The following is a 14,166-nucleotide window of genomic DNA, read 5'->3' as shown; positions in this document are numbered from 1 at the left end:
TGTGGGCACTCCTGTGCGGGTATACGCCCGTATGCGATGTGTGGCTGTGCGGTGGTGCGCACATGTATGACAAAGCTGTAACTCCGCCGGGACGGCCCGATGACCGCGCCCGCGAGCGGAACATTAGACTCGACAGACCAGCAAGCAACTGCAAGGAGGCACGGGTGCTGCTGACCCGCATCAAGGGACCGCGCGATCTGGACCGGCTCAGCCAGGAGGAGCTGACCCAGCTCGCCGCAGAGATCAGGTCCTTCCTCGTCGACGCCGTCTCCAAGACCGGCGGGCACCTCGGCCCCAACCTCGGCGTGGTCGAACTGACGATCGCCCTGCACCGGGTCTTCGAATCGCCCAAGGACAAGGTCCTCTTCGACACCGGCCACCAGGCCTACGTCCACAAGCTGCTCACGGGCCGCCAGGACTTCGCCGGCCTGCGCACCAAGAACGGCCTCTCCGGCTACCCCTCGCGCGCCGAGTCCGAGCACGACGTGATCGAGAACTCGCACGCCTCCACCGTGCTCGGCTGGGCCGACGGCCTGGCCAAGGCCAACGAAGTGCTGGGCCGCGAGGACCACCACGTCGCCGCCGTCATCGGCGACGGCGCGCTGACCGGAGGCATGGCCTGGGAGGCGCTGAACAACATCGCCGCCGCCAAGGACCGCCCCCTCGTCATCGTCGTCAACGACAACGAGCGCTCCTACGGCCCCACCATCGGCGGCCTCGCCAACCACCTGGCCACCCTGCGCACCACGGACGGCTACGAGCGCTTCCTGGCCCGCGGCAAGGAGCTCCTGGAGCGCACCCCGGTCGTGGGGAAGCCGCTCTTCGAGACCCTGCACGGCGCCAAGAAGGGCCTGAAGGACTTCATCGCCCCGCAGGGCATGTTCGAGGACCTAGGCCTGAAGTACATCGGGCCCATCGACGGCCACGACATCGAGGCCCTGGAGTCCGCCCTGCAGCGCGCCAAGCGCTTCAGCGGCCCGGTCATCGTCCACTGCCTCACCCAGAAGGGCCGCGGCTACACCCCGGCCCTGGAGCACGAGGCGGACCGCTTCCACGCGGTCGGCGTCATCCACCCGGACACCGGCCTGCCGGTCAAGACCGCGGCCGCCAGCTGGACCTCCGTCTTCGCCGACGAGATGGTCAAGATCGGCCACGAGCGCGAGGACATCGTCGGCATCACCGCCGCCATGCTCCACCCGGTCGGCCTGAACAAGTTCGCCGAGGCCTTCCCGGACCGCATCTACGACGTCGGCATCGCCGAGCAGCACGGCGCCACCTCGGCGGCGGGCCTCGCCACCGGCGGCGTCCACCCGGTCTTCGCGGTGTACGCCACCTTCCTCAACCGCGCCTTCGACCAGGTCCTGATGGACGTCGCCCTGCACAAGTGCGGCGTCACCTTCGTCCTGGACCGGGCCGGCGTGACGGGCGACGACGGTGCCTCCCACAACGGCATGTGGGACATGTCCATCCTCCAGGTCGTCCCTGGCCTGCGCCTCGCCGCCCCGCGCGACGCCGAGCAGCTGCGCGCCCAGCTCCGCGAGGCCGTCGAGGTCAAGGACGCCCCGACCGTGGTCCGGTTCTCCAAGGGCGTCGTCGGCCCGGCCGTACCGGCCGTCGGCCGCATCGGCGGCATGGACCTGCTGCGCACCCCGGCCCCCGAGGTCACCCACCCCCTCGGCCCTTCGGGCCTGGGGGGACCCCTTGGGGACGTACTGCTCGTCTCGGTCGGCGCACTCGCCCCGATGTGCCTGGAGATCGCCGACCTCCTCGACAAGCAGGGCATCTCCACCACCGTGGTCGACCCCCGCTGGGTCAAGCCCGTGGACGAGGCCCTGGCCCCGCTCGCAGACCGGCACCGGGTGGTCGTCACCGTCGAGGACAACGGCCGTACCGGAGGTGTGGGCGCCGCCGTCTCGCAGGCACTGCGGGACGCGGGTGTCGACGTACCGCTGCGCGACTTCGGCATCCCGCAGCGCTTCCTCGACCACGCCCTCCGCAAGGAGATCATGGCCGAGATCGGCCTGACCGCGCCGGACATCGCCCGGCAGGTCACGGGCCTGGTGGCCAAGCTCGACGGCCGCTACGACAGCGAGGCGGCCGCCACCGTCGACTAGACGGCTACCGGCCACTAGATCGCCGCGCGGTTGCACGTCACGGGCCGGGAGATCACTCTTGAGGAGTGGGCCTCCCGGCCCGTTCGCGTGCGTCGACACCTGTTTCGGAGGTGCGTCGGTGAGTAGGGATATGAACAGCCCCTTCCGCACCAAGACGGTGGAGCAGTCCATCCGCGACACGGAGGAGCCGGAACACGCGCTCCGGAAGTCGCTCTCCGCCTGGGACCTGACGGTGTTCGGTGTGGGTGTCATCATCGGCACCGGCATCTTCGTCCTGACGGGCATCGCGGCCCGGAACAACGCCGGCCCCGCCACCGCCCTCGCCTTCGTGGCAGCGGGCATCGTCTGCGCCCTCGCGGCGCTCTGCTACGCCGAGTTCGCGTCCACCGTGCCGGTGGCCGGATCGGCGTACACCTTCAGCTACGCCTCCATCGGCGAGCTGCCCGCGTGGATCATCGGCTGGGACCTGGTGCTCGAGTTCGCGCTCGGTACGGCGGTGGTCGCCGTCGGCTGGTCCGGCTACGTGCGCCACCTCATGGACACCAACCTCGGCTGGACCCTGCCGACCTCCCTGTCCGGCCCAGACGCCGGCGGCCACTTCGACCTGCTGGCGTTCCTGCTGGTCCTGGTCCTGACGTGGATCCTGGTCGTCGGGACGAAGCTCTCGGCGCGCATCACCGCCGTCGTCGTCGCCATCAAGGTGACCGTCGTCCTGCTGGTCATCATCGCGGGCCTGTTCTTCATCAAGGCCGACAACTACTCGCCGTTCATCCCGCCGGCCCAGCCGCAGGCCGAGGGCGTCAGCGGCTGGCACTCGCCGCTGGTCCAGCTGCTCTTCGGCTACGAACCCACCAACTTCGGCGTCATGGGCATCTTCACGGCGGCCTCGCTCATCTTCTTCGCCTTCATCGGCTTCGACGTGGTGGCCACGGCGGCCGAGGAGACCAAGAACCCCCAGCGGGACATGCCGCGCGGCATCCTCGGCTCGCTGCTCATCTGCACCGTGCTCTACGTCGCGGTGACCCTCGTGGTCACCGGCATGCAGAAGTACTCGGAGATGTCCGCGACCGCGCCGCTCGCCGAGGCCTTCAAATCGGTGAACCAGCCATTCTTCTCGGGTGCGATCAGTCTCGGCGCGTCCGTCGGGCTGATCACCGTGTGCATGATCCTGCTGCTCGGCCAGACCCGTGTGTTCTTCGCCATGAGCCGTGACGGACTCCTGCCCCGGGTCTTCTCCGTGACGCACCCGAAGTACCGCACCCCCTACCGGGCGACCATCCTGCTCGGCGGGATCATCGCGATCGTCGCGGGCTTCACGAGCCTGGAGAGCCTCGCGGAACTCGTCAACATCGGCACCCTGTTCGCCTTCGTCGTGGTCGCGCTCGGTGTCATCGTCCTCCGCAAGACCCGCCCCGACCTGCACCGGTCCTTCCGCACCCCGTGGGTGCCGGTCGTCCCGATCCTGTCGATCGCGGCCTCGTTCTGGCTGATGCTCAACCTGCCGGCCGAGACCTGGGCGCGATTCGGCATCTGGATGGGCATCGGCGTCATCGTCTACTTCCTCTACGGCCGTCAGCACAGCCGTCTGGGCAAGGTCGGCGCGGACGCCAAGTTCTGAGAACAATGACAGACGCGCGAACGCCGAAGCCGGCCGTACGGGTCACCCGTACGGCCGGCTCCGTGTGCGCGGGACCCGTCAGCCCTTGGCCGGGGAGTCCTTCGCGGAGGCGGGGACCTTCTCGTCCTTGCGCAGGGCGTCCCACAGCTGGGTGGCCTGCGGCTCGGCCACGACCACGCGGTTGGGGTCCACCTTGTCGTAGGCGACCGGCAGCATGATGGTCTCCATCGTCTCCGGGTTCACGCCCTTCATGCTCTGCGCGAAGTCGGACAGCGCCGTCAGCGAGGCCAGATCGGAGTCCGTGGTCAGCGACTTGGTGCCGGCGTCCGCGAGCTTGTAGAGCCGCGCCGGATTGCCGAGGGCGTCCTGCTTCTTGATCTCCGACAGCATCGCCAGCATGAACTGCTGCTGCAGGCCTATGCGTCCGAGGTCGCTGCCGTCGCCGTAGCCGTACCGGGTACGGACGAACTTGAGCGAGTCGGTGCCGTTCAGCCGGTGCGTGCCCGCGTCGAGCTTCAGACCGCCCTTGGCGCCGCTCATCGGCTTGTCCAGGGTGACGGTGACCCCGCCCAGCGCGTCCACCAGGCCCTTGAAGCCGGCGAAGTCCACCTCGACGAAGTGGTCCACGCGCACACCGGACATCTGCTCGACGGTGTTGACGACACAGGCCGGGCCGGCCAGCGAGTAGACGGAGTTGAACATGACCCGCTTCGCGGACGGCACGGACTTGCCGGCGCGGTCCTTGCACTCGGGCCGGGTGACCAGGGTGTCGCGGGGGATGCTCACCGCGGTCGCCTTGGCCCGGCCCTCGGGTATGTGCACCAGCATCGCGGTGTCCGAGCGGGCCCCGCTGACGGAGCCGTGGTCGAGGTCCCCGTTGGCCCCGGCCCGCGAGTCGGAGCCGAGCACCAGGACGTTCTGCGCGTTCGCGACCACCTTGGCGGGCCGGTTGTCCCCGATCGCCTGGTCCAGGTCGACGCTGTCGATGTTGTCGTTGAGGTGGCTGTACGTCCACCAGCCCGCCCCGGCCGCGCCCAGGATCAGCACGGCGACCAGCAGCAGGGTGATCCGCAGAATGCGGCGTCGGCGGCGCCTGGGCCGCGCGTGCGTTTCCGTCATGGGGGTGAATCTTAGACAGGTATTCGAACGGCCGGAGCCCGCCCCCCGGAGGGAGCGGGCCCGGCCGTCGAACAGCCGTCTACGACCCGGACTACGCCGGGACGCTCGCGATGCCGGGGGCGAGGAACTTCTTGCCGTTCACGCGCTCCGAGACGCCCTCACGGTCCAGGTACGGCGTGATGCCGCCCAGGTGGAAGGGCCAGCCGGCACCGGTGATGAGGCAGAGGTCGATGTCCTGGGCCTCGGCCACGACACCCTCCTCCAGCATCAGGCCGATCTCCTGCGCCACCGCGTCCAGGACGCGGATCCGGACCTGCTCCTCGGTCAGGACGGAGTCGCCCTGGACCAGGAGCGCGGCGACCTCGGGGTCCAGCTCCGGCTTGCCGGAATCGTAGACGTAGAAGCCGCGCTTGCCGGCCTTGACGACCGCAGCGAGGTTCGGGGAGACGGTGAAGCGCTCGGGGAAGGAGCGGTTCAGGGTCTCGGAGACGTGCAGACCGATCGCCGGGCCCACGAGCTCCAGCAGCACCAGCGGGGACATCGGCAGGCCGAGCGGCTCGATGGCCTTCTCCGCCGTGACGACCGGGGTGCCCTCGTCGATGACGTTCTGGATCTCGCCCATGAAGCGGGTCAGGATGCGGTTCACGACGAACGCCGGGGCGTCCTTGGTGAGGACCGCGGTCTTCTTCAGCTTCTTGGCGACACCGAAGGCCGTGGCCAGCGAGGCGTCGTCGGTCTGCTCACCGCGGACGATCTCCAGCAGCGGGAGGATCGCGACCGGGTTGAAGAAGTGGAAGCCGACCACGCGCTCCGGGTGCTGGAGCCCCGCGGCCATCTCCGACACCGACAGCGAGGAGGTGTTGGTGGCGAGGATCGCGTGCGCCGGGGCGACCGCCTCGACCTCCGCGAACACCTTCTGCTTGACGGACATCTCCTCGAACACGGCCTCGATGATGAAGTCCGCGTCCGCGAAGCCCTCGGCCTTGTCCAGGACACCGGTCACCAGGGCGGTCAGGCGGTTGGCCTTGTCCTGGCTGATGCGGCCCTTGCCGAGCAGCTTCTGGATCTCGGCGTGGACGTAGCCCACACCCTTGTTCACGCGCTCCTGGTCGATGTCGGTGAGGACGACCGGCACCTCCAGGCGGCGCAGGAACAGCAGCGCCAGCTGCGAGGCCATCAGGCCCGCGCCGACGACGCCGACCTTGGTGACCGGACGGGCCAGGGACTTGTCCGGGGCACCGGCCGGGCGCTTGGCGCGCTTCTGGACCAGGTTGAAGGCGTAGATGCCCGAGCGCAGCTCGCCGCCCATGATGAGGTCGGCCAGGGCCGTGTCCTCGGCGTCGAAGCCGGCCTGGAGGTCGCCGTCCTTGGCCGCGGCGATGATGTCCAGGGCGCGGTAGGCGGCCGGAGCGGCGCCGTGCACCTTGGAGTCCGCGATGAAGCGGCCCTTGGCGACGGCCGCGTCCCAGGCCTCGCCGCGGTCGATCTCGTCGCGGACGACCTCGGTGGTGCCGTTCAGGACGTTCGCGGTCCACAGGAGCGACTGCTCCAGGAAGTCCGCACCCTCGAAGATCGCGTCGGCGATGCCGAGCTCGAAGACCTGCTTGCCCTTGAGCTGGCGGTTCTGGTTCAGCGAGTTCTCGATGATGACCGAGACCGCGCGCTCGGCGCCGATCAGGTTCGGCAGGATGGCGCAGCCGCCCCAGCCGGGAACCAGGCCGAGGAAGACCTCGGGCAGCGAGAAGGCCGGGATGGCCTTCGAGACGGTGCGGTAGCTGCAGTGCAGACCGACCTCGACGCCGCCGCCCATCGCCGCACCGTTGTAGTACGCGAAGGTCGGGACGGCCAGCGCGGAGAGGCGCTTGAAGACGTCGTGGCCGCCCTTGCCGATGGCGAGCGCCTCGTCGTGCTTCTTCAGCAGCTCGACACCCTTGAGGTCGGCGCCGACCGCGAAGATGAACGGCTTGCCGGTGATGCCCGCGCCGACGATGGTGCCGGCGGTGGCCTCCTGCTCGACCAGGTCGATCGCCGCGTTCAGGTTGGCGAGGGACTGCGGGCCGAAGGTGGTCGGCTTGGTGTGGTCGAAGCCGTTGTCCAGCGTGATGAGCGCGAAGCGCCCGGCGCCGAACGGCAGGTCCAGGTGGCGGACGTGCGCGGACGTGACGACCTCGTCCGGGAACAGCTCGGCCGCGCCCTTCAGGAGCTCAGCGGTGGTGCTCACTTGGAGTCTCCCTCGGCGTTGAAGTTCGGGTTCTCCCAGATGACCGTGGCGCCCATGCCGAAGCCGACGCACATGGTGGTCAGGCCGTAGCGGACGTGCGGCTGCTCCTCGAACTGGCGGGCCAGCTGCGTCATCAGGCGCACGCCGGAGGAGGCCAGCGGGTGGCCGAAGGCGATGGCGCCGCCGTACTGGTTCACGCGCGCGTCGTCATCGGCGATGCCGTAGTGCTCCAGGAACGCGAGGACCTGGACCGCGAAGGCCTCGTTGACCTCGAAGAGACCGATGTCGTCGATGGTCAGGCCGGCCTGGGCCAGGGCCTTCTCGGTGGCCGGGATCGGGCCGTAGCCCATGACCTCCGGCTCGACACCCGCGAAGGAGTACGAGACGAGGCGCATCTTGACCGTGAGGTTGTTCTCGCGGGCGAAGTCCTCGGACGCGATGATCGCGGCGGTGGCACCGTCGTTGAGACCGGCGGCGTTGCCCGCGGTGACCCGGCCGTGCGTACGGAACGGGGTCTTCAGGTTCGCCAGGTTCTCCAGCGTGGTGCCCGGGCGCATCGGCTCGTCGGTGGTGACCAGGCCCCAGCCCGTCTCGCCCGCGGCCTCGCTGGTGTTGCGCACCGAGATCGGGACCAGGTCCTGCTGGATCTTGCCGTCGGCGTACGCCTTGGCGGCCTTCTCCTGCGAGCGCACGGCGTACTCGTCGGCGCGGAGCTTGGTGATCGTCGGGTACCGGTCGTGCAGGTTCTCGGCGGTCATGCCCATGAACAGGGCGGACTCGTCGACCAGCTTCTCGGAGACGAAGCGCGGGTTCGGGTCCACGCCCTCGCCCATGGGGTGGCGGCCCATGTGCTCGACACCGCCGGCGAGGGCGACGTCGTACGCACCGAAGGCCACACCGCCCGCGACGGCGGTCACGGCGGTCAGCGCGCCGGCGCACATGCGGTCGATGGAGTAGCCCGGGACGGACTGCGGGAGACCCGCGAGGATGCCGGCCGTGCGGCCCAGCGTCAGGCCCTGGTCGCCGATCTGCGTGGTCGCGGCGATGGCGACCTCGTCGATCTTCTTGGGGTCCAGGTCCGGGTTGCGGCGCAGCAGCTCCCGGATCGCCTTCACGACGAGATCGTCGGCGCGGGTCTCGTTGTAGATGCCCTTCGGGCCCGCCTTGCCGAACGGGGTGCGGACGCCGTCGACGAAGACGACGTCCCTGACGGTACGAGGCACGTTGGCTCTCCTCCAGGTGCGGGATGGCACTGCTGCGCGGGGGTGCGTTCGGCATACGTTGCTGAGCGCCCGCTCACCCGACCATGCTACTTGCGGGTAACCAATGTGCACACCCCCTCCCCGAGGAGCGGCGAAGGTCACACTCGGACCGCGCCGCCGAGGCGGGCGACGAAAGAGCCCCCGGCCGGGGGCCGGGGGCTCTGCCGCTGTGCGGGAGGGGTCAGTCCGTGGCCGCCAGGGCCGTGACCAGGACCGGGGTCACCTGCTCGATCTGCCACGGCCGGGCGCCGTGCAGGGCCAGGGCCTGGGCCACCGCGTCCGCCTCCAGCCGCTGCGGGGGCTCCCAGCACAGGCGGCGGACCGTGTCCGGGGTGATCAGGTTCTCCTGGGGCAGGTTCAGCTGCTCCGCCAGCGCAGAGACGGCGGTGCGGGCCGCGGCCAGCCGGGCCGCGGCGGCCGGGTCCTTGTCGGCCCAGGAACGCGGCGGGGGCGGGCCGGCCGGGGTCGCACCCGGCTGCGGCAGCTCGTTCTCGGGCAGCGCCTTCGCCCGGTCCACGGCGGCCATCCACTGGTCGAGCTGGCGGCGGCCCATCCGCTGCCCGTAGCCGGGCAGGGCCGACAGGGTGTGCACGTTCGCCGGCAGGGCCAGCGCGGCCTCGACGATCGCCGCGTCGCCCAGCACCTTGCCCGGCGACACGTCGCGCCGCTGCGCGATCCGGTCCCGGGACTCCCACAGCTCCCGTACGACGGCCATCTGCCGACGGCGGCGCACCTTGTGCATGCCGGACGTACGGCGCCAGGGGTCCTTGCGCGGCGGGGCCGGGGGAGCGGCGGCGATGGCGTCGAACTCCTGCCGGGCCCACTCCAGCTTGCCCTGCCGGTCCAGCTCCTTCTCCAGGGCGTCCCGCAGGTCCACCAGCAGCTCCACGTCCAGGGCGGCGTAGCGCAGCCACGGCTCGGGCAGCGGGCGGGTGGACCAGTCGACGGCGGAGTGGCCCTTCTCCAGGGCGTAGCCGAGAACGCTCTCGACCATCGCGCCGAGTCCGACCCGCGGGAAGCCGGCGAGCCGGCCCGCCAGCTCGGTGTCGAACAGCGAGGTGGGAACCATGCCTATTTCGCGCAGGCACGGCAGGTCCTGGGTGGCGGCGTGCAGGATCCACTCGGTGCCGGAGAGGGCCTCGCCCAGTGCGGACAGGTCGGGGCAGCCCACCGGGTCGATGAGGGCTGACCCGGCACCCTCGCGGCGCAGCTGCACGAGGTAGGCGCGCTGGCCGTAGCGGTATCCGGAGGCGCGTTCGGCGTCGACGGCCACGGGGCCGGTGCCCGCGGCGAAGGCCGCGACCACCTCGGCGAGGGCGTCCGCGTCGGCGACCACCGGCGGAATCCCCTCGCGGGGCTCCAGCAAAGGAGTCGGCACCCCACCGGGCGGAACAACGACGTCGTCCGGGGGGCCGCCCCCGGTGGTGGTGCGCAGGTCTGCTGCGGTCTCTTGGGCGTCGGTCACCGGTCAAGGGTATCCGTGTATACGACGCGCCCGTCGCCGGAACGTTCCGTCGACGGGCGCGATCAGTAAGCGGGATGTTTTCCGGGGGTATCCCGGACGTCTATCCGGGCGCTCCGGCCCGTGCTCAGTGGATGATCCCGGTCCGCAGGGCCACGGCGACCATTCCCGCGCGGTCACCGGTGCCCAGCTTGCGGGCGATGCGGGCGAGGTGGGACTTGACGGTCAGGGCGGACAGGCCCATCGAGACGCCGATGGCCTTGTTGGACTGGCCCTCCGCGACGAGGCGCAGGACCTCGACCTCGCGGCCGGAGAGCTCCCGGTAGCCGCCCGGGTGGCTCGGGGCACCCGGGGGGCGGCGGTGCATACGGGCGGCGGCAGCGCCGATGGGGGCGGCGCCGGGCCGGGTGGGGAGCCCGATGTTGGTCCGCGTACCGGTGACGACGTAGCCCTTCACGCCGCCCGCGAGGGCGTTGCGCACGGCGCCGATGTCGTCGGCGGCGGACAGGGCCAGGCCGTTCGGCCAGCCTGCGGCACGGGTCTCGGAGAGCAGGGTGAGACCGGAACCGTCGGGCAGGTGTACGTCGGCCACGCAGATGTCGCGCGGGCTGCCGACGCGGGGGCGGGCCTCCGCGATGGACGACGCCTCGATCACGTCACGGACTCCGAGGGCCCACAGATGGCGGGTCACGGTGGAACGGACGCGCGGGTCGGCCACGACGACCATGGCCGTCGGCTTGTTCGGGCGGTAGGCGACCAGGCTTGCGGGCTGCTCGAGAAGAACGGACACCTAGGCCTCCTGGGGGAGTGGCGGGACGGCCGGCTCGGGGAAGGAAGCCGGTGCGAACCGTGCGGATGGTCACTGACTCCTTCGGCACGTCACCCGCCCGGCTTTAGAGAATGATCACGATTTGGTGAGTAACAATTCGGGCAATTCGGACGCACGATCGATCATCGGGTGATCAGAAGCCCACAACGGAGGCCGGGTTGTGACACTCCGTTGCGGGCTTCGGCCGGGCGTTCCCCGTCCCGTGGCGGCCGTACGGCCCCGTGCCTACGGGTGGTGCGGACCGCGGCGCTGTGGCAGGGAGACCACGCCCGTCGCCGTGTCCGTCGGACCCACCGGCGGCAGCCCCGCGATCTGGCAGATCAGTTCGCACCACGCCGACAGGTGCGCCGGGGTGTCCGGGACCCCGCCCACGCCCTCGCGCGGCGTCCAGGAGGCTCTGATCTCGATCTGCGTCGCGGGCCGCCGCTCCGCGAGCCCGCCGAAGTAGTGCGAGCTCGCCATGGTCACCGTTCCGCTCGCCTCGCCGTAGGCCAGCCCGCGCGCCTCCAGGGCCCCCGTCAGCCAGGACCAGCACACCTCGGGCAGCAGCGGGTCCGCGGCCATCTCGGGCTCCAGCTCCGCCCGTACGAGCGTCACCAGCCGGAAGGTCCCGTGCCAGGCGTCGTGCCCGGCCGGATCGTGGAGCAGGATGAGCCGGCCGTCGGCCAGGTCGTCCTCCCCGTCCACCACCGCGGCCTCCAGCGCGTAGGCGTACGGGGCCAGCCGCTGGGGCGGCTTCGTCGGATCGATCTCGACCCCCGGGCGCAGCCGGGCCTTCTTCAATCCTTCGACCGCCCGGCGGAACGGGAGTGGGACGGAGCTCTCCTTCGCACTGTCCGTACCGTCGGCGCCATCTGAAAATCGTCCCTGAGCCGCAGCCATGCGGGGAAGACTAGGCGGTATGTGCGGCCGTACGGCGCAGGGACACCCGCGCCGGGACGGGCACTTCTTCATACGTGCGAAGATTTGGGTCGTGAGCGCCAACGACAGCCCCAAGGGCCAGCCGAGCCAGACGTACGATTCCGCCTTCCTGAAGGCGTGCCGGCGGGAGCCGGTGCCGCACACGCCGGTGTGGTTCATGCGGCAGGCCGGGCGCTCACTCCCCGAGTACCGCAAGGTCCGCGAGGGCACCGCGATGCTCGAGTCCTGCATGCGGCCCGACCTGGTCACCGAGATCACCATGCAGCCGGTGCGGCGCCACAACGTCGACGCGGCGATCTTCTTCTCCGACATCGTGGTCCCGCTCAAGGCCATCGGCGTCGACCTGGACATCAAGCCGGGCGTCGGCCCGGTCGTAGCCCAGCCGATCCGCCGCCGCGAGGACCTCGCACAACTGCGCGACCTCACCCCTGAGGACGTCTCGTACGTCACCGAGGCGATCGGCATGCTCACGGGTGAACTGGGCTCCACGCCGTTGATCGGTTTCGCGGGCGCGCCTTTCACCCTCGCGAGCTACCTGGTCGAGGGCGGCCCCTCCAAGAACCACGAGCACACCAAGGCCCTCATGTACGGGGACCCGCAGCTCTGGGCCGACCTGCTCGACCGCCTCGCGGAGATCACCTCCGCCTTCCTGAAGGTCCAGATCGAGGCCGGCGCCTCCGCCGTCCAGCTCTTCGACTCCTGGGTCGGCGCGCTCGCCCCGGCGGACTACCGCCGCTCCGTCATGCCCGCCTCGGCGAAGGTCCTGCAGTCCGTCGCCTCCTACGGGGTCCCGCGGATCCACTTCGGCGTCGGCACCGGCGAGCTCCTCGGCCTGATGGGCGAAGCCGGTGCGGACGTCGTGGGCGTCGACTACCGCGTCGCGCTCGACGAGGCGGCCCGCCGGGTCGGCCCGGGCAAGGCCCTCCAGGGCAACCTGGACCCGGCCGTGCTCTTCTCCACCACGGAGGCGGTCGAGGCCAAGACGGACGAGGTCCTCGCTGCGGCCGCCGGCCTGGAGGGCCACGTCTTCAACCTCGGCCACGGCGTCCTCCCGACGACCGACCCCGAGGCGCTGACCCGCCTGGTGGACTACGTCCACACCAAGACGGCCCGCTGAGCGGAACCCGCACCCGAGCAGGACCGAAACGTCGGTCCGCGCCCTGCATGACATGGCACGGACCGACGTTTCGCATGTCCGACGGAGGGTCCGCTCGGAGTCGAGCCCCGGGCAGAGCGGTCAGACGCCCGCTGCGCGGACCGCGGAGACCGCCTTGCGGGCCGCCACCAGGACCGGGTCCCAGACCGGGGAGAACGGCGGGGCGTAGCCGAGGTCGAGCGAGACCACCTGCTCGACCGTCATGCCCGCCGTGAGGGCCACCGCCGCGACGTCCACCCGCTTCGCGGAACCGGCGCCGCCGACGATCTGTACGCCCAGGAGGCGGCCCGTACGGCGCTCCGCCAGCATCTTCACCGTCATCTGCGCCGCCTGCGGGTAGTAGCCCGCCGTGTTGGTGGAGGTGATGGTGGCCGTCACGAAGCGCAGGCCCGCCTCCAGCGCGTCCCGCTCGCGCAGCCCCGTACGGGCGATCTCCAGGTCGCAGACCTTGCTGACCGCCGTGCCGACCACCCCCGGGAAGGTCGCGTAGCCGCCGCCCACCCCGGAGCCGATGACCTGGCCGTGCTTGTTGGCGTGGGTGCCCAGCGGGATGTGCCGGGTGCGGCCCGCGACCAGGTCGAGGACCTCCACGCAGTCGCCGCCCGCCCAGACGTTCTCGTGACCGCGCACGCGCATCGACAGGTCCGTGAGGATCCCGCCCGAAGGGCCGAGCGGGAGGCCGGCGTCGCGGGCCAGCGCCGTCCGCGGCTCCACGCCGATGCCGAGCACGACCACGTCCGCCGGGTACTCCTCGCCGGCGGACGTTGCCACCGCGCGGGCCCGGCCCTCTTCGTCGGCGAGGATCTTGGTGACCTCGGCGCGCGCCACCGTGACGATCCCCATGCGGTTCATCGCGCTGTGCACCAGGCCGCCCATGTCCGGGTCCAGCGTGGCCATCGGCTGCTCGCCCCGGTGCAGGACGGTCACCTCGTAGCCCCGCAGCACCAGGGCCTCGGCCATCTCCACGCCGATGTAGCCCGCGCCGACCACGACCGCCCGCCGGCCCCGCGTGCGCTCCAGCGAGTCCATGAGCCGCTGGCCGTCGTCCAGGGTCTGGATGCCGTGCACCCCGTGCGCGCCGATGCCGGGCAGGCGGGGGCGCACGGGCCGGGCGCCGGTGGCGAGGACGAGCTTGTCGTAGGGGGTCCACGACTCGGATCCGCCGTCCAGATCGCGGGCGCGGACCCGCGACCCGGCCAGATCGAGCTCCACCACCTCCGTGCGGGTGTGCAGGTCGATGTCCCGGGCCCGGTGCTCCTCGGGGGTGCGGGCGATCAGGTCGTCGCGCTCGGCGACCAGGCCGCCGACCCAGTACGGGATGCCGCACGCAGAGTAGGAGGTGAAGCGGCCGCGCTCGAAGGCGACGATCTCCAGCTCCTGCGGACCCTTCAGCCTGCGGGCCTGCGACGCGGCGGACATCCCCGCCGCGTCGCCCCCGACCACCACCAGTCGTTCCGTCGCCAT

General features: G+C 71.0%; 10 protein-coding genes. 3 read left to right on the top strand and 7 right to left on the bottom strand.

Features of this window, described 5'->3' with window-relative positions:
- Window positions 1-164 precede the first annotated feature (164 nt).
- Together dxs and OHA91_RS09635 are read left to right on the top strand one after the other, a co-directional pair.
- Window positions 165-2,114: a 1-deoxy-D-xylulose-5-phosphate synthase gene (gene dxs, locus OHA91_RS09640; RefSeq protein ID WP_031151172.1), complete on the top strand. Its 1,950-nt coding sequence runs from the start codon at window positions 165-167 to the stop codon at window positions 2,112-2,114.
- A gap of 130 nt (window positions 2,115-2,244) precedes the next feature.
- Window positions 2,245-3,732, top strand: a complete 1,488-nt coding sequence (locus OHA91_RS09635) for an amino acid permease (protein ID WP_031151174.1) — start codon at window positions 2,245-2,247, stop codon at window positions 3,730-3,732.
- Between the two features lie 78 nt (window positions 3,733-3,810).
- On the opposite strand, the gene OHA91_RS09630 is transcribed toward OHA91_RS09635, so the two are convergent.
- From OHA91_RS09630 to OHA91_RS09605, 6 genes are all read right to left on the bottom strand, one after another.
- Window positions 3,811-4,851, bottom strand: coding sequence for an LCP family protein (locus tag OHA91_RS09630; protein WP_031151176.1), 1,041 nt, complete (start codon window positions 4,849-4,851; stop codon window positions 3,811-3,813).
- A gap of 91 nt (window positions 4,852-4,942) precedes the next feature.
- On the bottom strand, window positions 4,943-7,072 hold the full coding sequence (locus tag OHA91_RS09625; RefSeq protein ID WP_328739054.1) for a 3-hydroxyacyl-CoA dehydrogenase NAD-binding domain-containing protein: 2,130 nt from the start codon (window positions 7,070-7,072) through the stop codon (window positions 4,943-4,945).
- Window positions 7,069-8,295, bottom strand: a complete 1,227-nt coding sequence (locus OHA91_RS09620; protein ID WP_328739053.1) for a thiolase family protein — start codon at window positions 8,293-8,295, stop codon at window positions 7,069-7,071. The genes OHA91_RS09625 and OHA91_RS09620 overlap by 4 nt, the downstream gene beginning before the upstream one ends.
- A gap of 220 nt (window positions 8,296-8,515) precedes the next feature.
- Window positions 8,516-9,799, bottom strand: coding sequence for an HRDC domain-containing protein (locus OHA91_RS09615; RefSeq protein ID WP_031151182.1), 1,284 nt, complete (start codon window positions 9,797-9,799; stop codon window positions 8,516-8,518).
- Window positions 9,800-9,923: 124 nt separating this feature from the next.
- On the bottom strand, window positions 9,924-10,586 hold the full coding sequence (locus OHA91_RS09610) for a helix-turn-helix transcriptional regulator (RefSeq protein WP_007267191.1): 663 nt from the start codon (window positions 10,584-10,586) through the stop codon (window positions 9,924-9,926).
- A 264-nt stretch (window positions 10,587-10,850) separates the two neighbouring features.
- Entirely contained in the window at window positions 10,851-11,507 is a 657-nt protein-coding gene (locus OHA91_RS09605; RefSeq protein ID WP_030651584.1) for a DUF3000 domain-containing protein, read from the bottom strand.
- A 91-nt stretch (window positions 11,508-11,598) separates the two neighbouring features.
- Here OHA91_RS09605 and hemE point away from each other — a divergent pair, with 91 nt between their 5' ends.
- A complete protein-coding gene (gene hemE, locus OHA91_RS09600; RefSeq protein ID WP_031151185.1) occupies window positions 11,599-12,663 on the top strand; it encodes a uroporphyrinogen decarboxylase in 1,065 nt (354 codons plus the stop codon).
- A gap of 120 nt (window positions 12,664-12,783) precedes the next feature.
- Here hemE and OHA91_RS09595 read toward each other — a convergent pair whose 3' ends face one another.
- Window positions 12,784-14,166, bottom strand: coding sequence for an FAD-dependent oxidoreductase (locus OHA91_RS09595; protein ID WP_031151187.1), 1,383 nt, complete (start codon window positions 14,164-14,166; stop codon window positions 12,784-12,786).

The sequence above is a fragment of the Streptomyces erythrochromogenes genome (genome assembly GCF_036170895.1).
In the GTDB taxonomy this organism is placed as follows: Bacteria; Actinomycetota; Actinomycetes; order Streptomycetales; family Streptomycetaceae; genus Streptomyces; species Streptomyces erythrochromogenes.
This window is presented reverse-complemented; position numbering and strand designations above follow the sequence as displayed.